General features: G+C 76.0%; 16 protein-coding genes, 1 tRNA gene and 1 pseudogene. 12 read left to right on the top strand and 6 right to left on the bottom strand.

Annotated elements, in window-relative coordinates; all coding sequences use genetic code 11:
- Positions 1-73: 73 nt before the first annotated feature.
- The 3 genes from QK440_RS35000 (at position 74) to QK440_RS34990 (ending at position 2,245) form a co-directional block, all read left to right on the top strand.
- Positions 74-946 carry an alpha/beta fold hydrolase gene (locus QK440_RS35000; RefSeq protein WP_282797289.1) on the top strand — a complete coding sequence of 291 codons (873 nt, stop codon included), beginning with the start codon at positions 74-76 and terminating at the stop codon, positions 944-946.
- Between the two features lie 131 nt (positions 947-1,077).
- Positions 1,078-1,164 (top strand) — tRNA-OTHER (locus tag QK440_RS34995).
- Between the two features lie 253 nt (positions 1,165-1,417).
- Complete coding sequence (locus QK440_RS34990; RefSeq protein WP_282797288.1) at positions 1,418-2,245, top strand: GNAT family N-acetyltransferase; 828 nt, start codon at positions 1,418-1,420, stop codon at positions 2,243-2,245.
- Between the two features lie 75 nt (positions 2,246-2,320).
- On the opposite strand, the gene QK440_RS34985 is transcribed toward QK440_RS34990, so the two are convergent.
- The 3 genes and pseudogenes from QK440_RS34985 to QK440_RS34975 form a co-directional block, all read right to left on the bottom strand.
- On the bottom strand, positions 2,321-2,875 hold the full coding sequence (locus QK440_RS34985; protein ID WP_282797287.1) for an HD domain-containing protein: 555 nt from the start codon (positions 2,873-2,875) through the stop codon (positions 2,321-2,323).
- Positions 2,876-3,019: 144 nt separating this feature from the next.
- Positions 3,020-3,234, bottom strand: a pseudogene (locus tag QK440_RS34980) (carbonic anhydrase); the annotation flags it as partial.
- Between the two features lie 28 nt (positions 3,235-3,262).
- Positions 3,263-3,898 (bottom strand): TetR/AcrR family transcriptional regulator, encoded by a 636-nt coding sequence (locus QK440_RS34975; protein ID WP_282797286.1) that lies wholly within the window; start codon positions 3,896-3,898, stop codon positions 3,263-3,265.
- A gap of 250 nt (positions 3,899-4,148) precedes the next feature.
- On the opposite strand from QK440_RS34975, the gene QK440_RS34970 reads away from it, so the two are divergent.
- The 3 genes from QK440_RS34970 to QK440_RS34960 all read left to right on the top strand — a co-directional run bounded on the left by QK440_RS34970 (position 4,149) and on the right by QK440_RS34960 (position 8,658).
- Complete coding sequence (locus tag QK440_RS34970; RefSeq protein WP_282797285.1) at positions 4,149-6,035, top strand: ABC transporter ATP-binding protein; 1,887 nt, start codon at positions 4,149-4,151, stop codon at positions 6,033-6,035.
- Positions 6,032-7,747 (top strand): ABC transporter ATP-binding protein, encoded by a 1,716-nt coding sequence (locus QK440_RS34965; protein ID WP_282797284.1) that lies wholly within the window; start codon positions 6,032-6,034, stop codon positions 7,745-7,747. The genes QK440_RS34970 and QK440_RS34965 overlap by 4 nt, the downstream gene beginning before the upstream one ends.
- A gap of 245 nt (positions 7,748-7,992) precedes the next feature.
- Entirely contained in the window at positions 7,993-8,658 is a 666-nt protein-coding gene (locus QK440_RS34960) for a 1,4-alpha-glucan branching protein (RefSeq protein ID WP_282797283.1), read from the top strand.
- Positions 8,659-8,769: 111 nt separating this feature from the next.
- On the opposite strand, the gene QK440_RS34955 is transcribed toward QK440_RS34960, so the two are convergent.
- Entirely contained in the window at positions 8,770-9,291 is a 522-nt protein-coding gene (locus QK440_RS34955; RefSeq protein ID WP_282797282.1) for a MarR family transcriptional regulator, read from the bottom strand.
- Between the two features lie 40 nt (positions 9,292-9,331).
- Between QK440_RS34955 and QK440_RS34950 the strand changes: the two genes are divergently transcribed.
- The gene (locus QK440_RS34950; protein ID WP_282797281.1) at positions 9,332-10,330 is read left to right on the top strand and encodes an EamA family transporter; all 999 of its coding nucleotides are present in this window, start codon (positions 9,332-9,334) and stop codon (positions 10,328-10,330) included.
- Here the strand turns inward: QK440_RS34950 and QK440_RS34945 are convergent.
- Positions 10,212-10,856, bottom strand: coding sequence for a hypothetical protein (locus QK440_RS34945; protein WP_282797280.1), 645 nt, complete (start codon positions 10,854-10,856; stop codon positions 10,212-10,214). The two genes, QK440_RS34950 and QK440_RS34945, sit on opposite strands and share 119 nt — an antisense overlap.
- A gap of 375 nt (positions 10,857-11,231) precedes the next feature.
- On the opposite strand from QK440_RS34945, the gene QK440_RS34940 reads away from it, so the two are divergent.
- The gene (locus QK440_RS34940) at positions 11,232-11,498 is read left to right on the top strand and encodes a GlsB/YeaQ/YmgE family stress response membrane protein (protein ID WP_282797279.1); all 267 of its coding nucleotides are present in this window, start codon (positions 11,232-11,234) and stop codon (positions 11,496-11,498) included.
- A 105-nt stretch (positions 11,499-11,603) separates the two neighbouring features.
- Positions 11,604-12,170, top strand: a complete 567-nt coding sequence (locus QK440_RS34935; protein WP_282797278.1) for a type 1 glutamine amidotransferase domain-containing protein — start codon at positions 11,604-11,606, stop codon at positions 12,168-12,170.
- Positions 12,171-12,283: 113 nt separating this feature from the next.
- Here the strand turns inward: QK440_RS34935 and QK440_RS34930 are convergent, their stop codons facing one another.
- Positions 12,284-14,830: an ATP-dependent Clp protease ATP-binding subunit gene (locus QK440_RS34930; RefSeq protein ID WP_282797277.1), complete on the bottom strand. Its 2,547-nt coding sequence runs from the start codon at positions 14,828-14,830 to the stop codon at positions 12,284-12,286.
- Between the two features lie 194 nt (positions 14,831-15,024).
- Between QK440_RS34930 and QK440_RS34925 the strand changes: the two genes are divergently transcribed.
- From QK440_RS34925 to QK440_RS34915, 3 genes are all read left to right on the top strand, one after another.
- A complete protein-coding gene (locus QK440_RS34925) occupies positions 15,025-15,402 on the top strand; it encodes a hypothetical protein (protein ID WP_282797276.1) in 378 nt (125 codons plus the stop codon).
- 358 nt (positions 15,403-15,760) lie between these two features.
- Positions 15,761-16,414 carry a hypothetical protein gene (locus tag QK440_RS41500; protein ID WP_349239343.1) on the top strand — a complete coding sequence of 218 codons (654 nt, stop codon included), beginning with the start codon at positions 15,761-15,763 and terminating at the stop codon, positions 16,412-16,414.
- 8 nt (positions 16,415-16,422) lie between these two features.
- Positions 16,423-20,952 carry a cation-translocating P-type ATPase gene (locus tag QK440_RS34915; protein WP_282797293.1) on the top strand — a complete coding sequence of 1,510 codons (4,530 nt, stop codon included), beginning with the start codon at positions 16,423-16,425 and terminating at the stop codon, positions 20,950-20,952.
- Positions 20,953-21,053 lie beyond the last annotated feature (101 nt).

Raw genomic sequence — 21,053 nt, 5'->3', positions numbered from 1 at the left:
CCCCCGCGGCGGCGGCCCGTGCCCCGGGTGCGCGTGCCGCCGACGCCGCGGAGGCCGGAAAGTGAGTGGACCGATGCAACCGACGTTCATCCTGGTGCATGGAGCCTTCGCGAACTCCTTCTCCTTCGCGCCGCTCCAGGCCGAACTCGGCCTCCTCGGGCACCGTTCGGTCGCCGTCGACCTGCCCGGGCACGGATTCGGGGCCACGTACACGCGCGCCTACCAGGCGCCGCAGGACCTCGAAGGGCTCGCCGCGGCGCCCGGGGCGATCAAGGGGGTCACGCTGGCCGACAACGCCGCGCACCTGATCGGGGTCCTGGAGCGGGCCAAGGAGAACGGGCCGGTGATCCTCGTCTCGCACAGCCGCGGCGGCATCACGGCCACCGCCGCCGCCAACGCGCGGCCGGACCTGATCGACCGCATCGTCTACGTCTCGGCCTGGTGTCCGGTCGACCTGGACGTCAACGACTACTACGCCGAGCCGGAGATGGCCTCGGTCGACGCCGCCTCGCTGGCCCTGGCCATGGCGGGGAACCCCGCCGAACTCGGCCTGCTGCGCGTCAACTTCCGCACCGCGGACCCGGCCGCCCTCGCGGCCTTCAAGGCGGCCTTCCTCGCCGACGGCACCGACGACGAGTTCCTGACCCTCCTCAACACCTTCCAGCCCGACGAGAACCTGGACGTCGGCACCTCCGCCGACCGGGCGCAGGCCGCGACCTGGGGCCGCATCCCCAGGACGTACGTACGACTGGCGGACGACGCGAGCCTGCCGCTCGCCGTGCAGGACCGGCTCATCCGCGAGGGCGACGCGCTCACGCCGGACAACCCCTACGACGTCCGCACCCTCGCGGGCAGCCACCTGAAGTGGCTCGTCGACCCGGCCCCGGCGGCACGGGTCCTCGCCGACGTCGCCGCGCTCACGGCCGCCGGGTCCGACCGGCCGTGACCCGGGCCCTTCGGGGCCGTGACGGTGCCCCGCCGCGTCGGTCCAGGCGCCCGTCAGCGCCGGGTCAGGGGGCGGGGGCAGTCTGAGGGTGCCTCGGGGGACGGTCCGCACTGACCGTTCCCCGGGGTGAGGGAGAGGTGTCCGGAGTGGTTTATCGGAGACCGGAGTTCGCTTCAGTCGGGTGTACGCCCACGCAGGTTCGAATCCTGCCCTCTCCGCTCGGCCGGGGCGCGCCCGTGCGCCGTCCGGCGTGCCGTGCCCACGGGGTACAAGTCCAGGTGGGACGCCGATTTGCCCCGCCCCGGGGCACGTATGTCAGAGTGTCCGTCCCGGCCGGCCGGGCGCGCGCCACGCGCAGCCGCTGCCGGGGCCCCCGACCTCGACCCCTCGGTCACGGCTGCCCCCGCGGCGCGCCCGGTCGGCAGCGGACCCGACCGCCCGAACCCGTACCCCCTTCCTTTGCTGAGAGCGATGCAGGCCACGACTCTTGCCTCCCGAACCTCCCGGACCACCCGGACCTCCCGGACCGCCGACCTGTTCGACCAGGGCCTGGAGCACCGGTCCGGTGCCGCCCTGCTGCGCTTCGGCGCCGCCCGGCGGCGCCAGGACGACCGGTCCGGCTGGTCCGGCGACGGCGCCGTCGCCTGGCTCGACGCCGGGCGCGGACACGTGTGGAGCGTCGGTGACGCGCGGGCGGCCGCGGACCTCGTCCTGTGCGCCGAACGCGAACGGCCCGACGTGGTGGGGGAGTTCACGGGCCCGCGGGGGACCGAGGCGCTCGTGGGGGAGCGGCTGCCGCTCACCGAGGTCGTCGAGTGGGTCTTCCGCTGGACGCTCACGGAGCCGCCCCGCACGCCGAACGAGGACCGCGTGGTCGCGCTCGGCGCGGACCACCACGACGAACTCGGCGCCTTCCTCGCCGAACACAGCCCGCACCACTCCACGGGCCCCGGCTCCGCCGACGTCCGCCTCTGGGCCGGGATCCGCGACGCGCACGGGCGGCTCGTCGCGTGCGGCGCCCTGAGCAGGCTGCGCGACAGCGGCACACCCCTGATGGCGTCGGTCGCCACCGACGCCGCCCAGCGCGGCCAGGGGCTCGGCGCCGCCCTCACCGCCTGGCTGACCCGGTACGCCGTGCGTACGTACGGCGTGTGCACGCTGTGGCAGCTCGCCGACAACGTCCCCGCGCGACGGCTGTACGACCGCCTCGGCTACCGCGACGAGGACCCGTGCGTCTCGGCGCGCATCGCCGGGGCGGAAGACGGGGCGGAAGACGGGGCGGAACACCGTCCGGAGTGACGCGGGCGGCGCGTGGCCTCCCCGGCTCCGGCGGGGGAGGGGCCTGTCCGGCGGGCGAGCAGCCTCGGGGCCGTCCTACGTCTCCGTCGGCGACGGCGGCCCGGACTGCGCGTGCGGGCCGGGCCCGGGGCCGTCGTCCAGCTCGGCGAGCAGCGCCGGGTTGACGGAGCGGGCGATGAGCTCGATGTCGCTCCTCCGCGCGGCGGGCCACAGGACGGCACGCGCCGCGCGGTACTTCGCCGCGAGGCGCTCCCGCTGCTCCCGGGGCAGCCGGGCGGCGCGGTCGGGGCGGGAGTTGTGCGCGTTGTCCGCGATCTTCACCAGCGTCGCCCAGGGGTCGGCGGTGATGCGTCGGAGCGTCACCTCGTACGGCACGTCCGGCTCGTTCGTCACGGCTTGGACGACGGCGACGACCCGCGCCGGCACCCCCGCGTCCAGCAGGTCCTCGGCGGTCCGGTCGGTGTCCTCCAGGACGTCGTGCAGCAGGCCCGCCATGACGAGTTCGGCGCCGAACGGCGCGAGCCCCGCGGCCACGGCGCGCACGTGCTCGACGTAGGGCACGCCGACCTTGTCGAACTGGCCGTCATGCGCCTGTACGGCCAGGAGCTCGACCTCGCGGACAGATGTCATGCCTCCCCTTTCCCGCCCTTTCCTCCGGCCGCGGCCGCCGGACGGTCGACCGGCTGACCGGCTGACCGGCTGACCGCAAGGTAACCACGCACCGCGCGGCGCAGGCCGTCGAGGCGGGCGCCCCGACCGTCGTGTGCGCCGTCGCTACGTCACCTCGCTGAGGCGCCCCGTGCCCACGTCGAAGACGAAGCCGCGGACGGACGCGGTGTGCGGGACGAACGGGCTCGAAGTGACGCGCCGGACGGGCTGGCGTACGTCGCCTCCAGGTCGCGGAACGCCTCCGCGGCCCACGGCGGGCGCAGCCCGGTCTCCTCCTCGATGCGCCGCTTGAAGTCGTCGTCGGTGAAGGTGAGCCGCCCCGACGTACGGGGAAGCGCGGCCCGGACGTCAGGTGGCGGCGAGTTCCCTCTCGAACCCGGTCAGCAGCGCCTCCAGGGCGAATTCGAAACGCGCCCCCGCCGCGTCCTCGCCGGACTTCCGGGCGGCGTCGACCAGCAGCGGATAGGCCTCGGGGTCCAGCGCGGCCAGCCGGCCCGCGCCGTCGGCCTCGCCCGCCTGCGCGGCGGCGTGCCCCACGACGAAGCTCGTCAGCGCGTACATGATGTCCAGGGTCCTGGGCAGGGCGAAGCCCGCTCCGTGCAGCATCTCCACCACGGCCTCCATCGTCCGCAGGTTGCGGGGCGTCATGACGGGCCGGGAGAGCAGCAGCGGCACCGCGTACGGATGCGCGCCGAGCACCTTCACCAGCGCCCGGGCGTAGGTACGCAGGTCCTCCCGCCAGGTGGCGGCGCCGAACTCCGGGGGCACGGCCTCCGCGACGATCCGCTCGATCATCCCCTCCACCAGGGCGTCCTTGCTCGGCACGTGGTGGTAGAGGGTCATCGCCTCCACGCCCAGCTCCGCGCCGAGCCGGCGCATCGACAGGGACTTCAGCCCCTCCCGGTCGGCGAGCCGCACGGCCGCCTCCAGGACGGCCGTCCGCGTGAGCCCCACGCGCTGTCCGCGGGGCCTGCTGGCCGCCATGGCGCCTCTCCTTCCGCACCGGACGCCCCTGCCGGGCCGAACGGGGGCTCTGATTCCGGGTTGACCATTCTTACGGCGTAAGTATAGCGTCCGGACACAGTCTTACGTCGTAAGAATCCCGGCGTGCGCAGCAGCGGCTCCAGGGCGGCGCGGGGCGGCGACGGCCCGACCGTCCCGTCCGCACGGCCACCGGAGTGGTCCGGCGAGCGCACCCCCCGGGACGACAACGGGACAGGAAGCCGAGAGGGCGATGACCAGCACCGAACTCGCCAAGACGGAACAACGGTCCACCCGGCCCCCGCGGCACGGCACTTCGCCGCGGGCACGCCCCCCGAAGGGCGGCGGTCCGCCGGGCCTGCTGCGCCCGTACGCGGGAGGGTTCGCCGCCGTGGCCGCCCTGCAGGCCGTCGGCGCGGTCGCGGGCCTCGCGCCGCCGCTCGCCGTCGTCGAGCTGGGCCGGACCCTGCTCACCCCCGGCCCGGTCGACCGCGAGCACGTCCGGTTCGTCGTGCTCGCGGGCGCGCTCGGCCTGTTCGTCCGGCTGCTGTTCGGCGCCGCCGCGGCGGGCACCGGCCATCTCCTCGACGCCCGGGTGCAGTTGGCCCTGCGCCGACGGCTGGCCGCGCATCTGGGGCGCGTGCCCGTCGGCTGGCTCTCCCGCCGCCGCAGCGGTGAGCTCGCCAAACTGGTGGGCGACGACGTCGGCGCCGTCCACCCGCTCATCGCCCACACCCCCGGCGAGCTGGCCTCCGCCTTCGTCGTACCGCTGGTGTCGCTCGTCTACCTGCTCGCCGTCGACTGGCGCCTGACCCTCATCACCCTGGTCCCGGTGGTCGCGGCGGTGGCGCTGGTCCCGCTCATGATGACCCCGGCCCGGCAGCGCGAGCAGGCCGACTTCGACGCGGCGATGGAGCGGATCGCCGGTTCCGTCGTGGAGTTCGTGCAGGGCATCGCGGTGGTCAAGGCCTTCGGCGGCGGCGAGCGCGCCCACCGCGAGTTCCGCGCCGCCGCCGACGGCTTCGTCACCGCCTTCCGGCGCTGGGTGCACGGGATCTCCCCGGTCGCCGCGGGCATGCAGCTCGTGCTGTCGCCGCCGTTCGTCCTGCTGACCGTACTGGTCGGCGGTACGGCGCGGATCACCGGCGGCGGGATGGACCCGGCGGACCTGCTGCCGTTCCTGCTGCTCGGCCTCGGGCTCACCGCCCCGGTGGCGGCGCTCGGCCACGGCTTCGACGACGTGCGGGCCGCCCGCCGCGCCCTCGGCCGGATCCGCGACGTGCTCGCCGTGGAACCGCTGCCCGAACCGGCGCACCCGGTCGCGCCGCGCGGACACCGGGTGGAGCTGCGCGGCGTCCGCTTCGCCCACGAGCCGGGCCACGACGTCCTGCGCGGGGTCGACCTGACCCTGGAGCCGGGGACGGTCACCGCGCTCGTCGGACCGTCGGGCGGCGGCAAGTCCACGCTGGTCCGGCTGCTGCCGCGGTTCGCCGACCCGACGGGCGGCTCCGTCCGCCTGGGCAGCGTCGACCTGCGCGACCTGGGCAGCCGCGAGCTGTACCGGCAGGTCTCCTTCGTCTTCCAGGACGTCCGCCTGCTGCGCGCCTCCGTCGCCGACAACATCGCGCTCGCCGTACCCGACGCCGACCACGAAGACATCGTCCGCGCGGCCCGCCTGGCCCATGTCCACGACCGCGTCCTGGAACTCCCGCGCGGCTACGACACCGTGCTCGGCGAGGAGGCCCGGCTGTCCGGCGGCGAGGCCCAACGGATCGCGCTGGCCCGGGCGTTGCTGGCCGACACGCCCGTCCTGGTGCTCGACGAGGCGACGTCCTTCGCCGACCCGGGCACCGAACGGGCGGTGCGCCACGCCCTGGAGGAGCGGCAGGGCGACCGGACGGTCCTGGTCATCGCCCACCGCCTGGAGACCGTCATCGCCGCCGACACCGTCGCGGTACTGGAGGACGGCGTCGTCGTCGAACACGGCAGCCCCGCCGAACTCCTGGCCGCCGACGGGAGGTTCGCCGCGCTGTGGCGGACCCGGCACGCGGCGGGCACGCCCGAGGGCCGCCCCTCCCCGCCCGTCCCGCGCTCCCCGCACCTGTCCGACGGCGAACGCCGAGGAGGCCACCCCCGATGATCCGCATGCTGCTGCGCGTGCTGGGACACCAGCACTCCCGCCCGGTACGCCGCACCCTCGCCCTGATGGTGTCCGCCGCGGTCGCCGAGGGCCTGGCGTACGCCCTGCTGGTGCCGGTGCTGCGGGCGCTGTTCGGGGACAAGCCCGACGACGCCTGGCCCTGGCTGGGCGCGTTCGGCGCTGCCGTGGCGGCCTGTGCGGCGCTGCGCTACGTCAGCGACCTGTCGGGGTTCCGCGTCGGCACCGCCCTGCTGCGCGGTGTGTACCACCGCCTCGGCGACCATCTGGCCCGGCTGCCGCTCGGCTGGTACGGCACGGCCCGGGTGGGCGAGGTGTCCGTCCTGGCCGGACAGGGCGTACTGCGGGCGATGAGCGTGGTCGCCCACCTGCTGGGCCCGTACGTCTCCGCGGCGGTGACGCCGCTCACGATCGTCGCCGTCATCCTCGCCTGCCACTGGCAGCTCGGCCTGGCCGCGCTCGCCGCCGTCCCCGTCGTGGCCGCGATACAGCTCCTGACCGGGCGCGCGACGGCCGCCGAGGACGCCGAGCGCGCCGCCCGCGACCGCGAGGCCACCGGGAGAGTCGTCGAGTACGTCCAGGCTCAGCCGGTGCTGCGCGCCGGCGGCCGGACCACCGAACGCTTCCGCCTCCTCGACGAGTCCCTGCGGCAGGTGCGGCGCGCCTCCCGCCGCTCCACGCTGGCCACGCTGCCCGGCGCGCTGGGCCTGACGCTGACGGTGCAGACGGTGTTCTCCGCCATCCTGGCGCTGGGCGCGTACCGCGCGCTGGACGGCGGCATCGGGGCCGCGGAGCTGCTGACCGTCCTGGTGCTGACCGCCCGCTGCGCGGACCCCCTGCTGTCGCTGGCCGACCTCGGCGGCGCCCTGCGCGGCGCGCGCGGCGAACTGGCCCGCCTCGACGAGGTGCTGCGCACCGAGCCCCTGCCGGAGCCCGCCGCGCCGGTGCGCCCCGCCGGTCACGGCCTCGAGGTCGACGCGGTCACGTTCCGGCACGACGGGCACACGGTCTTCGACGGCCTGACGCTGTCCGTGCCCGAGGGGCGGCGGCTGGGCGTGGTGGGCCCCTCGGGCGCGGGCAAGAGCACCCTCCTGCACCTCCTCGCCCGGTTCCACGACGTGGACGCGGGCGCGGTCCGCGTGGGCGGCGCCGACGTGCGCTCCATCGGCACGGCGGACCTGATGGCGCGGTTCGCCGTCGTGTTCCAGGACGTCTACCTCTTCGACGGCACGATCGAGGACAACGTGCGCCTCGGCCGCCCCGACGCCACCGCCGCCGAGGTGCGCGAGGCCGCGGCCGCGGCGCGCCTGGACGAGGTGGTCGAGCGCCTGCCCGACGGCTGGGCCACGACCGTCGGTGAGGGCGGCGCACGCCTGTCGGGCGGCGAGCGCCAGCGGGTCTCGATCGCCCGGGCGCTGCTGAAGGACGCGCCGATCGTGCTGCTCGACGAGGTCACCTCGGCCCTCGACCCCGTCAACGAGGCCGCCGTGCACGCCGGCGTGGAGCGCCTCATGCAGGGCCGGACCGTGGTGATGGTGGCCCACCGGCTGCGTACGGTCCAGCATGCCGACCGCATCGTCTTCCTCGACGCCGGCCGCGTCGTCGAGGAGGGCGACCACGACGAACTCCTGCGCCGCGGCGGCCGCTACGCCCACTTCTGGCACCTCGCCTCGGCGCCCGCGGCCCACGGCTGAACCGCGCCCGGCTCACCCTGCCAGTGCCAGTGCCAGTGCCAGTGCCAGTGCCGGTACGGGAGCGGGTCGTACGGCGCTCAGGGCGCGCCCGCCGCTCCGCCGGCACGAGCCGGATGCGAAGGTGGGCAGGCCCGCACCGACGCGACCGACCCGCCCCCGCCCGTGAGCCGGACGCCTGCGAGCCGGACGTCCGCGAGCCGGATCGACGTCGGTCGACCCGACAGACGACAGAGAGGAACCTCGGCATGGCCGTCGTCCACCGCACCACCCTCGTGCCGACCAAACTCGACCTGCTCACCGCCTGGCTGCCCACCCGCCCGTGGTACCGCGGCGGAGCGGGCGCACCGCGGCTGACCAAGGCCGGTGGCTTCCGGCTCGACGACCCGGCGGGCGAGGTGGGCATCGAGTTCATCGTCGTCACCGACACCTCCGGCGCCGACCCGGTGACCTACCTGGTGCCCCTCACGTACCGCGGCGCCCCGCTGGAGGGGGCGGAGCACGCCCTGGTCGGCACCATGGAGCACGGTGTGCTGGGGCTGCGCCGGGCCTACGACGGCTGCCACGACCCCGTGCTGACCGACCGGTTGGCGGCGCTGATCGAGGGCCGGGCGCAGGCGCAGGACCAGGACACCAGCGACACCCCCGACCGGGAGGTCACCGCCGCCCACACCGGCGGGGGCGCCCTGCCGACCGCCTTCACCGCCACGGACGACGACGAAGGCACCGCGCTGGTCGCGCCCTGCGGCACCACCCTGCGCCTGCACCGGGTCCTGCGCCCCGCCGAGGAGTCGACACCCGCCGAGCGGGCCGGCACCGCCCACGTCACCGGCCCCTGGCGGACCCCGGACGGCACCCGCGTACGGGGAACGTTCGCCGTCCTGCACACCGGCCCCCGGGACCGGAGCGCCTGACGGGACGGGGACGCCGGTGCGTCCCCGGCTGAGGGCTCCTCAGCCGGGGACGCGCCGGCGGATCAGGCGTGGTTGGTCCGCGCCGCGGGGGCGGCACCCGGAGGTGGCGCGTCACTCGTCGGCGGGCGGCCCGGGTCGCTCCACGCGGTCGAGCCAGGTGGTCAGGAGCGTTTCGAGCGTCCTGGCCTCGGCGGGGGTCAGGAGATCCACGAGGTGGCGCTCGTTGCGCATGTGGTCGGCGAAGGCCTGGTCGATCAGTTCGCGGCCGGGGGCGGTGAGGGCGACGATCCGGCCGCGCCGGTCGTCGGCGGAGCGGCGGCGCGTGACGAGCCCGGCCCGCTCCAGGCGGTCGACGCGCTTCGTCATGGCGCCGGTGGTGACCATGGTGTGCGCGGCCAGCTCGCCCGGCGCCCGTTCGTACGGCTCGCCGGCCCGGCGCAGGGCGCACAGCACGTCGAACTCGCCCTCGGACAGGCCGTACCGGTCGTAGACCAGGCACAGGTGCCCGGTGAGCCGGTCGGCCAGGCGGTGCAGGCGGCCGATCACCCCCTGCGGTGAGACGTCCACGTCGGGCCGTTCCCGGCGCCACTCGGCCTGAATGCGCGCTACCCGGTCCAGCGGCTGCTCTTCCATGCGACCCATAGTAGCTTCCCGGGAAGTTATATTGCCTTCCATGGAAGCCAATGCTCGGTGGGTGGCGCTGACGGCGGTCGCGCCCGTGGCCTGGGGGACGAACTACTACGTCACGCACGAGTTTCTCCCCGCGGACCACCCGCTGTACGGAGCCGCTCTGCGCGCGCTGCCCGCCGGTCTCGTCCTGCTGGCCGTACGCCGGCAGCGGCCGCGCGGCGTCTGGTGGTGGCGGTCCGCGGTGCTCGGCCTGCTCAACGTCAGCGTGTTCTTCTTCCTCGTCTACGTCGCCTCGCACCTGCTGCCGACGAGCGTCGCCTCCACCGTCATGGCGGTCGCCCCGCTGGCGATGATGCTCGTCGCCCGGGGCCTGCTGGCGGAGCGCCCCGGCGCCGCCCACCTGGCCGGGGCGGTGCTCGGGCTCGCCGGGGTGTGCCTCATGCTGCTCACCGGGGCCGAGGAGGTGAGCATCCGGGGCGTGCTCGCCTCGGTGGCCGCCATGCTGGTGTCGTCCTTCGGCTACGTCCTGGCCAAGCGGTGGAGCGGCGGGACCGACGTGCTGGCCTCGACCGCCTGGCAGCTCACCGCCGGGGGCCTGTTCCTGCTCCCGGCCGCCGCGGTGGCCGAAGGGGCGCCGCCCGCGCTCTCCGGCCGGGCGGTTCTGGCGTTCGGCTACGTCGCCCTGGTGGCCACCGCCCTGGCCTTCGCGGCGTGGTTCGCGGGCCTGCGCCACCTGCCGGCCGGGACCGTCGGCCTGGTCGGGCTGCTGAACCCCCTGACGGGCGTGCTGCTCGGCACGGCGGCGGCCGCGGAGACCCTCACGGTGCGGCAACTGTGCGGCATGGCCCTGGTCCTGGCGGGCGTCGTCCTCGGCCGGCCCGCGCGCGGGCCCCGCCGGTCCGGTGAGCCGGCCCGGCCGGCCGTCACCCCAGGCACTCCTCGCCGAGCCCGCCCGCGAACACCTGGCGCGCGTGCGTCCGCATCCGCGGCCCGTACTCCGGGTCGTCGACGAGCGCGGAGTAGCCGGGACCCCCGCGGGTGACGATCCCGGCGGCGTCGGCGAGGTACACGTCCAGGCCCGGGTACATCAGCTCCACGCACGGCAGGTCGTCCACGTCGAGCGCGAACACCGGGTACTCGCCGTACGCGTCGACGGAGCCGGTGGCGAGGACCCGGCGGGAGTCGGAGCCGCCGGGCAGCAGGAAGCACTCGTCGAAACGGGCCGACAGCGGCTCGAAGCACGCGCCCCAGCCGTCGCCGAACTCGTCGCGCGCCAGGCGGCCGAGCGTGCGCGGCGTGAAGCGGTGCCCGGGGCCGAACCAGCCGAAGCGGCGCAGCAGGCCGCTGTCGTACGCCAGCCAGCGGCGCAGGCTCGGCGGCAGCGGACGGCCGCTGGGGAGGACGGCGGCGGCCGACGCGTCGGCGGGCAGCGGCGCCGGTGCCCCGGACACCCACGGTCCGGCCCAGGGGGCGGAGGCGACGACCGGCCGGGAGGGGTCCGCCTCGACGGAGGCGATGACGCGTTCGGTGAGGGCGACGCCGTGCGCGGCGGCGGTCGGCAGAGCCATGTGCGGGGTCCTGTTCGCTGCGGGGCCATGGTGAGGTGCCAGGCCGTGGTGGGGTGCTGGATCGCGGTGTGGTGCCAGGCCGTGGTGTGGTGCCGGGTCGCCTGACGGTACGGCCCGCCACTGACATCCGCGCCCGGCCCGGCCCGGCCGCCTGCCGGGACCCGGGGCGCCCCCGGGCGGCGGCACCGGCTGCGCGGCCGGGGACTTTGTGCCTTGCTTGAGGGGACGGAGATCCCGGTGTGCCCCAGGGTCCTCGGGGCACTCGGACACTGTTCCGGTCACCGTGGGCCGGCCGGCGGCGCCGCACCGAGCGGGCTCGCCGCGGGCCGCCGCCGGAGCGGGTGACCGACGCCGGAACGGAACGGAGGCAGGAGCGTGGGCATCGTCACGTGGATCGTGGTCGGCCTGGTCGCGGGAGCCGTCGCCAAGGCCCTCACACCGGGCAAGGGCCCGGGCGGGGCCGTCGTCACCATGCTGATCGGCATGGCGGGCGGGATGCTCGGCGGCCTGCTCGGCGCGCTGGTCTTCGGGGTGCGGTCGATGAACGGCCTCCTCCACCTGTCGACCTGGGTCGCCGCCGTCGCCGGATCGGTCCTGATCGTCCTCGCGTACCGGACGCTGTCCGGCCGCGCCGCCCACTGAACACCGCCGGCCCGCCGCCGACGCGCACCCCGACCACGCGCTCCCGGCCCGGCACCCGGTGACACGGCACCACGGAAAGACGCACCACCACAGAAAGGCAGCACCATGGCAGACACCTCCCTGAACGGACGCCGCGTCCTGGCGGTCGTGACCACCTACGGAGTCGAACAGGACGAACTGGTGGTGCCGGTCCAGCGGCTGCGGGACCGCGGCGCGCACGTCGACGTGGCGGCCGTCTCCGAGGGCGAGATCCGGACCCTCGTCGGGGACAAGGACCCCGGCAAGACCGTCGACCCGGACCTCACCCTGGACCGGGCGGACACGTCCTCGTACGACCTGCTCCTCGTGCCCGGCGGCACGGTCAACGCCGACACGCTGCGGCTCGACGAGGGCGCCGTCGCGGCGGTCCGCTCCTTCGCCGAGTCGGGGCGCACGGTGGCGGCCATCTGCCACGGCCCCTGGCTGCTGGTGGAGGCCGGGGTGCTGGAGGGCAAGACCCTGACGTCCTACGCCTCGGTCGCCACCGACATCCGTAACGCCGGCGGCACCTGGGTCGACAAGCCCGTCATGCGCTGCACCGCGAACGGCTGGCAGCTCATCACCTCACGCACCCCCGACGACCTGGACGACTTCCTCGGCGAGATCGGCACCGCGCTCGAAGCCGGCGCCTGACCCGCACGCGCCCACCACCCGGCCCCCGGCACTCGCCTGACACACGCCAGGAGCTCGGACCCCACAAGGTCCGAGCTCCTGGCGTGTCGCTTCCCGGTGCGAGCCTCCGCGGCTCACCCCGCCTGCGGTGCCGCCGTCGTGCGCAGCCGCAGCTCGTCGTCCTCGACCGCGACCTCCACGTGGCTGCCCGCGCCGAGCCCGCCGTCGAGCAGCAGACGGGACAGGCGGTTGTCGATCTCGCGCTGGATGGTGCGGCGCAGCGGCCGGGCGCCGTACTCGGGCTTGTGGCCGCGGCGCGCCAGCCAGTCGACGGCCTCCGGGGTGAACTCGATGGCCACGTCCTGCGCGCGCAGTCGGCGGCGGGTCTCCTCCAGGAGGAGGTCGGTGACCTGGTGGAGCTGCTCGCCGGAGAGCCTGCGGAAGATGACGATCTCGTCGACGCGGTTGAGGAACTCCGGCCGGAAGTGCTCGCGCAGGGGCTTCAGGACCTGCTCCCGGCGCGCCTCCTCGTCGGCGTCGGAGCCGTCCGCGCGGAAGCCGAGCGCCGTGCCCCGGCCGGTGATCGCCTCCGAGCCGAGGTTGCTGGTCATCACGATGACGGTGTTGGTGAAGTTCACCGTCCGGCCCTGCGCGTCGGTGAGCCGCCCGTCGTCGAGGACCTGGAGCAGCGTGTGGAAGACGTCGGGGTGGGCCTTCTCCACCTCGTCCAGCAGGATCAGCGAGTACGGGTGGCGCCGCACGGTCTCGGTGAGCTGCCCGGCCTCCTCGTGCCCCACGTACCCGGGCGGCGCGCCCACGAGCCGGCTGACGGCGTGCCGCTCCTGGTACTCGCTCATGTCCAGCCGCACCATCCGGTCCTCGCTGCCGAACAGCGCCTCCGCCAGTGCCCGGGCGAGCTCCGTCTTGCCGACCCCGGTGGGGCCGAGGAAGAGGAAGCTGCCGATGGGCCGGTCCGGGCTGGCGAGTCCGGCCCGTGAGCGCAGTACCGCCTCGGCGACCGCGGTGACGGCCTCGTCCTGGCCGACGACCCGCCGGTGCAGGTGGTCCTCCAGGCCGAGCAGGCGGTCCCTCTCCTCCTGGGTGAGGCTGCTGACGGGGATGCCCGTCTGCCGGGACACCACCTCGGCGATGTCCTCGGGGGTGACCTCGACGATGGTGCCGTCACCCGGTTCGCGGTCCTCGCGCCCCGCCGCGATCTTCCGGTGCAGGTCGGCGATGCGGTCCCGCAGTTCGGTGGCGCGCTCGTACTGCTCCGCCGCCACCGCCTGGTCCTTGTCGCGGGCGAGCTGCTCCACCTCGCGCTCCAGCGCGCGGATGTCCGTGCCCTTGGTCCGGGCCCGCAGCCGTACCCGCGCTCCGGCCTGGTCCATCAGGTCGATGGCCTTGTCGGGCAGGAACCGGTCGGTGAGGTAGCGGTCCGACAGCTCCACGGCCGCGAGCAGGGCCGCGTCGGCGTAGCGGACCTGGTGGTGCGCCTCGTAGCGGTCGCGCAGGCCGCGCAGGATCTCCACCGCGTCCGCGGGCGACGGCTCCGGGACGAGGACCGGCTGGAACCGGCGGGCGAGCGCCGCGTCCTTCTCGATGTGGCGGCGGTACTCCTCCAGGGTGGTCGCGCCGATGACGTGCAGCTCGCCGCGGGCCAGCGCGGGCTTGAGCATGTTGCCCGCGTCCATCGACCCGCCCTCGGAGCCGCCGGCGCCGGCCCCGACCATGGTGTGCAGTTCGTCGATGAAGACGACCAGTTCGTCGGAGTGCGCGCGGACCTCGTCGATGATCCCCTTCAGCCGCTCCTCGAAGTCGCCCCGGTAGCGGGTGCCCGCCACGACCCCGGAGAGGTCGAGGGCGACGACGCGGCGGTCCGCGAGGGTCTCCGGGACCTCGCCGTCGGCGACGCGCTGGGCCAGGCCCTCCACGACGGCGGTCTTGCCGACGCCCGCGTCCCCGATGAGCACCGGGTTGTTCTTGCCCCGCCGCGAGAGCACCTCGATGGTCTGCTCGATCTCCTCGTCGCGGCCGATGACCGGGTCCACCCGCCCCTGCCGGGCCAGTTCCGTCAGGTCCCGCCCGAAGCGGTCCAGGGTCGGCGTGCCCCCGCCGGTCCTGCTCGGCTGCTGCTCCGCGGTGCCCGCCGGTCCGTGCTGCCCCTGCCCGGAGTGCCCCTGCGGGGCCGGGCCCGGGTCGAACCGGGCCGCGTTCAGGATGTGCCCCGCCGCGGAGTCCGGGTTGGCCGCCAGCGCCATGACGATGTGCTCGGGACCGATGTAGCCGGCACCCACGGCCCGCGCCACCTCGTGCGCGTCCAGCAGCGCCCGCTTCACCGCCGGGGTCAGCGCCACCGCCTGCGAGGGCGTGACGCCCTCGGGGTCGCCCGAGTTCCGGTCGATCTGCTCGGCGATCTGGTCGGGGTCGGCCCCCGAGCGCGCGACCAGGCCGCGGGTGGACTCGATCGTCAGCGCCGCCCGCAGCAGGTGTTCGGTGTCCAGGTTGAGCTTGCCGTGCTCCGCGGCGTACGAGGCGGCCGCGGCGACCAACTGGCGGGCGGGCCCGCTCATGAGCCTGCCGATGTCGATCTGCCGCCGTCCGCTGCCGAGGAACCGTGCGAACAGTTCGCCGAAGGGATCCTGTCCGAACCCCTCCGGCCCCGCGAATGCGTCACTCATGGGCGTCCGTTCCGGCGTCCTGGGTCTGGTGGACGCGCTGTTCCAGTAGGCGTCTGTGGCTTCTGATGCCCCGATACACGTGCCCTGCGCGTCGGGGTTCATACGCGCCGGGCCGGTCGGTCCACGCGCCGCCGAGGAGGCCCGATGGCGGCGGAGCCGCATGCCCGGACGCCGGAACGGGTGCCGGACATACCATGACAAAAGACGATGGAAACACGAGTGGTGAGCAGCGGCAGAAGGACGCCGCCGCGGCGTCCCGCCGGGCCCGCGAGGAAGAGGAGCGCGCGCACTCCCAGCCGTTCGACTACCCCGGCCCGGAGCGTCGTACCGGCGTCCGCGCCACCCGGAAGATCTCACGCGAGCAGGCGGACGCGGACAGCGTGCCCGGCGTCCCCGGCGGATACGGCACCACGGGCGGCGGCCAGCCCGGCGGCAGCGCGGGCATCAACCCCGACTCCGAGGGCACCCTCGACCCGGCGGAGTACGCCGACACCATCGGCGGCGAAGGCCCTGTCTCGGGCGCCCAGGACGAGGACGACGAGGGCCTCGGCGGGGGCGACGGCAAGGCCTGAGCGGGTCCGCGCCGCCGTGCGCTTTCCGTGGACTTCCCATGGCGAGGCTCGTCAAACGCGCGAAAGGTGTGAAAAGCGTAAAATGTACGCAAGTCTGACACCGGGGGGATCCCGGCGGACAACGGGGAACCCGGCCGACAGCGACTACTGGGTGGAGGTCGACATGAACCAGGACCGGTCGGCTGGAGAACGCGCGAAGAGCGCCGGCGGAAGTGTGCGGAACACCGGTGGACGTACGCCGGACACGGGCGGACGTGCGCCGGACACCGGCGGGCATACGCCGGACACCGGTGGGCGGGCGCCGGATCTGCCGTGGCCGGTGCGGGCGGCGGCCGCACAGCTCAAGCGGGTGCCCGGCATGGGCACGGTGACACGGGTCACCGACGAGGCCTTGGACCGGATCGGCGTGGTGTCCCCGCGCGGCAGGCGGTACGCCGTCTACACCGGGGCCGGACTGCTCGGCGTGGCCGGACTCGTCGAGTGGCCGCTCGCGGTGACGGGCGCGGCGGTCGCCTGGCTGACGCAGCCGCACACGGACGCCGCGGACGACGACCGGGCGGACACGCGGAAGCACCGGGGCGGGGCGACGGCGCAGGCGCGACGGCGCCCCACCGCGGCGGCGGGCTCGCGCACGTCCACCGCCCCGGGCGGGGGCACGGCGTCCGGCACCGCGGTCAGGGCGGCCAACGGCGCCGCTTCCGACACGGTGGCGGCGGCCCGGACGCGTACCGGCCCGGACAGGGCGACGACCGCCGACGCGAGCGGCGCCACCGACGCGGGCGGCGCCACCGACGCGGGCGACGCTTCCGGAACGTCCGCATCCGCGAGCGCGGGCACCGCTTCGGCCAAGACCCGTGCCGCCGCCCGTACCGCGACGCGCCGGGTGACCACCACCGCCTGCCGCCAGGGCACCGCGACCGCCCGGCGCCGGCGGACGGCGGCGCCGGCCCGCGGCGGAGGGCGACCACGCGGGACCGGGCGGACGAGGACCGGTGACATGGGTGGTGCGTAGTGCTGAATCTGCTGACACCCCTTGAGGCGGCGCCCGCTGCGGTGGGCGCCGCCGCCGGTGCGGCGGCCAGGGCCGCCAAGGGCACCGTCCACGGCGCCGACTCCGTGTGGGGCTCCGCCCGGCGCGTGGGCCACGTCGCCCGCAACGCCGTCCGCGGCGGCACCAAGTGGCGGGCCGACCAGCACGTCCACCTGCCGCTGCGCCCCGCCGCCGACCGCCCGGCACCGTCGGGCGGCACCGCCGCGCTCGCCCGCAAGGTGGCCGCCGCCCTGGAGCAGCACCCCGAGGTGGTCGCCGCCTACTGGGACGGCGGCCTGTCCCGCCTCGTGGTGACGGTCGCCGAGGACGAACTCACCGACGGCGTGGAGCGGAAGGCGGCGCGCCTCGCGGCCCGCTTCGGTCTGGAGCCGGGGGTCGACGACTCCGTGGAGGAGTTCACGCACCCCGGCGACCCGCGCGGGGTGCGGGACGCCGCCGCCGCGCTCGCCTTCGACGTCGCCGGCACCGCGGGCGCGCTCACCGGCTGGATGCTGCGGCTGCCCCGGTCGCCCCGGGTCGTCACGGCCGCCGTGACGCTGCTGCGCGAGAACCCCCGGCTGCGGGAGGCGCTGCGCGAGCGGCTCGGCCCCACCGGGACGGACCTGGCGCTGGCCGCGGCGAACGCCGCCGCCCACGGCGCCGGGCAGTCCCCCGTCGCCCTGGTGCTCGACGGCGTCCTGCGCGCCGGGCAGCTCACGGAGGCCGTGGCACGGGCCGCCCTGTTCGAGTCGCTGCACGACGACTTCTGCGCGACCGGGCGCGACAGCGTCACCTGTGTGCCCGCGTCCCGGCCCGAGCGGCGCGTCACCCCCGCCCAGGAGTACGCCGCCACGTCCGCCGCGGGCAGCCTGGCGGGTGCCGCCGCGACGCTGCTGCTGCGGCACAACGCCGAAGAGGCCGCGGAGGCCGTGCTCGCCGGGTCCCCGAAGGCGGCCCGGTACGGGCCCGCCGCCTTCAACGCGGCGCTCGGCACCCTCCTGGCCCGCGCCGGCATCCTCGTCCGCGACAGCGAACGCATGCGCCAGCTGGAACTCGCCGACACCCTCGTGCTGCACTCCGGCGCCCTGCGCCGCCCCGGCGAGGAGTGCCTCGACGCACGCGTCGAAGGGGTCCTGCACGCGGCCCGCGACGCCGGCCTGTACGTGGTGATGACGGACGACCCCGCCCTCGGCGACACGGCCACCCTCGCCGACGAAGTCGCCCCGCCGGGCCGCGCGTTCGGGGACATCGTGCGCACGCTGCGCGACGACGACCGCGTCGTCGTGACGGTGGCGCGCATACCGGCCTCCGCCGCCGCACCCGGCACGGGACCCACCGCGGACCCCGCCGACGGCACAGCCCGCGCCGGGACGCCGTACGCCACGTCCGGCGGCCCCGGCGCGACACCGGACGGCACGGACGGCACAGACGGCGCGAACGGCACAGACGGCGCGAACGGCACAGGCGTCACGGGCGGCACAGGCGGCACGGGCGGCGCCGAGTGTGCGCGCGAGCTCGACGAGCGGGCCGCCGGCATCCTCGACGGCCTGCTCGCCGGTGACGTGGCCGTCGCCTGCGTGGACCGCGAGTCCGCCGTGGTCTGGGGCGCCGACGTCGTCGTACGGAACGGCCTCGCGGACGTGTGGCGCGTGCTCACCGCTATCCCCGCGGCCCGGCAGGCCGGCCGCAGGTCCCAGGCGCTCGCCCGGGCCGGGGCCGCGCTCTCCGGGCTCCTCGTCGCCAGTGGCGGCGGCGCCCAGGTGAGCTGGCGCCGCCTGCCGGGCTCCCGGCACGCGCCGGTGAACCTCGCCGCCACCGCGGCCCTGCTGTTCGGCTGGCGGGCCGCGCTCACCCCCGCGCTGGCCCGCCCGCCCCGGCCGCGCCCCCGCGTGGCCTGGCACGAGCTGGAGTCCGCCGAGGTGCGCGAGCGCCTGCGGCAGGCCGGGGTGCGGGAGGAGGGCGGCCCGGCCGCCCGCGCCGCCACCCGGATCGGGGAGAGGGCCCGGGAGGTGGCGCGCACACCCGCCCTCGCGCCGGTGCGGTGGACCGTCCAGGCCGCGGACGCGATCCGCCGGGAGCTGGACGACCCGCTGACGCCGGTCCTCGCCACCGGCGCCGCCGCCTCCGCGCTGCTCGGCTCGGTGGTGGACGCGCTGCTCGTGCTCGGCGCCATGGACCTGAACGCCACGGCGGGCGGCCTGCAGCGGCTGCGCGCCGAACGCGCCCTCGCCGGGCTCGCGGCCGGGCAGAAGGCCAAGGCCCACAAGGTCAAGGGGGGTGCGCGGCCGGTGACGGTCGACGCCGCCCGGCTCAAGCCCGGCGACGAGATCAGGCTCGCCGCCGGTGACGTCGTGCCCGCCGACGCGCGGCTCGTCGATGCGGACGGCCTGGAGGTCGACGAGTCCGCGCTGACCGGCGAGTCCCTGCCGGTCGCCAAGGACCCGGCCCCGACCCCGGACGCCTCGCTCGCCCAGCGCTGCTGCATGGTCTTCGAGGGCACCACCGTCGTCGCCGGGGAGGCCACCGCCCTGGTCGTGGGCACCGGGGAGCAGACCGAGGCCGGGCGCGCCGTGTCCCTCGCCGCCCGCACCCCACCGCCCGCCGGGGTCCAGGCGCGGCTGCAGGAACTCACCCGCAAGGCGCTGCCGGTGACCCTCGCCGGAGGCGCCGCGGTCACCGGCCTCTCGCTGCTGCGCGGCAGCCCGGTCCGCCAGGCCGTCAGCGGGGGAGTGGCCGTCGCCGTCGCCGCCGTGCCCGAGGGCCTGCCCCTGGTGGCGACCGTCGCCCAGATGGCCGCGGCCCGCAGGCTCTCCCGGCACGGCGTGCTGGTGCGCAGCCCGCGCACCCTGGAAGCGCTCGGCCGCGTGGACACGGTGTGCTTCGACAAGACCGGCACCCTCACCGAGAACCGGCTGCGTCTGGTCCGCCTCGTCATGGCCGACGGCACCACCCTGACGCCGGACTCCGAGAGCGCCACGGACGCGCTGCGCCTCGCGGCCCGCGCCTGCCCCCAGCCCGGCAACGGCCACCGCGGCCGGCCCGCGCACGCCACCGACGAGGCCGTCCTGGCCGTGGCGCCGTCCGACGACTGGACGCCGGTCGCCGAGCTGCCCTTCGAGGCCAGCCGCGGGTACGCCGCCGCCGTCGGCCGCGCCGGGGACGGCGAGCGGCACCTGCTGGTCCTCAAGGGCGCACCGGAAGTCGTGCTGCCCGCCTGCCGGGACGTGCCGGACCGGGTGAGCGAGACCGTCAAGTCCCTGGCGGGGGAGGGGCTGCGGGTCCTGGCCCTCGCCCGGCGCACCGTCACGACCACCGCGGCCGACACGGTGCTCGACGAGGCCCCTGACGGCCTGGAGCTCGTCGGTCTGCTCGCCCTCGCCGACGCTCCGCGCGACACGTCCGCGCCGCTGCTCGCCGGACTGCGCCGCGCCGGTGTGGTGCCGGTGATGCTGACCGGCGACCACCCGCAGACCGCGCACGCCATCGCCGTGCAACTGGGGTGGCCGGAGGAGACCCAGGTGGTCACCGGCGACGACCTGCTCGCCATGGACCGTGCGGCCCGCACCCGCGCCCTGCGGGACGCGGGCGTGATCGCGCGCGTCGCGCCCGAGCAGAAGCTCCAGGTGGTCGAGTCGCTCCAGGAGGCGGGCCGCGTCGTCGCGATGACCGGCGACGGGGCCAACGACGCCGCCGCCATCCGGGCCGCCGACGTCGGCGTCGGCATCGCGGCCCGCGGTTCGGCCGCGGCCCGCAACGCCGCCGACATCGTCCTGACCCGCAGCGACCTGTCGGTCCTCGTCGACGCCGTCGCCGAGGCGCGGGCCCTGTGGCGCAGCGTCGCCGACGCCGTCTCCATCCTGATCGGGGGCAACGCCGGAGAGGTCGGGTTCAGCGTGCTCGGCACGCTCCTGTCCGGCTCCTCGCCGCTGTCGACGCGGCAACTGCTGCTGGTGAACCTGCTGACCGACATGTTCCCGGCCATGGCCGTCGCCGTGACCCCGAGCGACGACCCCGCCACCGGGGAGCACGTCGACACGGCCCCCATGGACACCGGCGTGCTGGGCGCGCCGCTGCTGCGGAACATCCGCCGCCGCGGCGTCACCACGTGCCTGGGCGCGGTCACGGCGTATCTGTTCGGCCGGTTCACCCCGGGCACGGAGCGGCGGTCCAGCACCATGGCGCTGTGCGGTGTGGTGGGGGCCCAGCTCGTGCAGACCCTGATGGGCCGCCGCCACAGCCCGCTGGTGTGGGCGACGGCCCTGGGCTCGGCCGCGGTGCTCGCCGCGCTGGTGCAGACGCCGGGGGTCAGCCACTTCTTCGGCTGCACCCCGCTGGGGCCACTGGCCTGGGCCGGGGTCGCCCTGAGCATCACCCTGTCCGCGCTGGCGCCCCGCCTGGAGCGGCTGAAGCCGGTGCGCCAGGCGTACGACGCCGCGACGCGCGCGGCCCTGCGGCTCGACCGCGCGGTCCGCAAGGGACAGGACTGGGTCCACAGCGGCGTCGCGAGCCCGGCCGCCTGACGCGCCGTCGCCGGGCCACCCCCCGGGGGGGGGGGGCCCCCCCCCGGGGGGGGGGGGGGGGGGGGGGGGGGGGGGGGGGGGGCGGGGGGGGGGGGGGGGGG

Origin of the sequence: Streptomyces sp. CC224B (genome assembly GCF_030010595.1) — a bacterium.
In the GTDB taxonomy this organism is placed as follows: Bacteria; Actinomycetota; Actinomycetes; order Streptomycetales; family Streptomycetaceae; genus Streptomyces; species Streptomyces longispororuber.
This window is presented reverse-complemented; position numbering and strand designations above follow the sequence as displayed.